This is a genomic window from Bacillus sp. 05T31 (assembly GCF_056396725.1).
Genome location: NZ_JBFTMA010001424.1, coordinates 1 through 424 on the forward strand (window position 1 = coordinate 1; position 424 = coordinate 424).

Genomic DNA, 424 nt, shown 5'->3' on the forward strand with positions numbered 1-424 from the left:
CATTGAAATTGAATACTTCCAAACAATGTTACCTATCTGGTTACTAAAACGTACAGCTAAATTTAGTGAAGCACAAACAGCAATGTCAGAACGTTTTACAGGAGAACACATCGTATCTATTCACACTCCTGGTTTAGAACGCACTTTAAATATTGATGTTAAAAAAGCTTCTTGCCGCATTGAAGGAGAAATTGCCCGTTTAGGTATCAAGAAAAATTTCGAGTTAGAAGATCGTGAGGAAGCAAAGCAGTTTGATAATAACGATACGGTATTAGTCGATATTGGCGGCGGTACTATTGATCTTGTTTTATCACCAGCTGGTTTAAAAGCACCAAAAAACCGTGATTCTATGCAATCAATAGATAAGCTTGCTTATTTATCACATATCGAAAAACTAAGAAAAGAAAAATTTATAGAATTTTTC

General features: G+C 34.2%; 1 protein-coding gene. It reads left to right on the forward strand.

Annotation, left to right across the window (positions count from 1 at the left end):
• Window positions 1-424: Alp7A family actin-like protein (locus AC1DJR_RS33635; protein WP_477004638.1), on the forward strand; the 424-nt coding region annotated here is incomplete at both ends.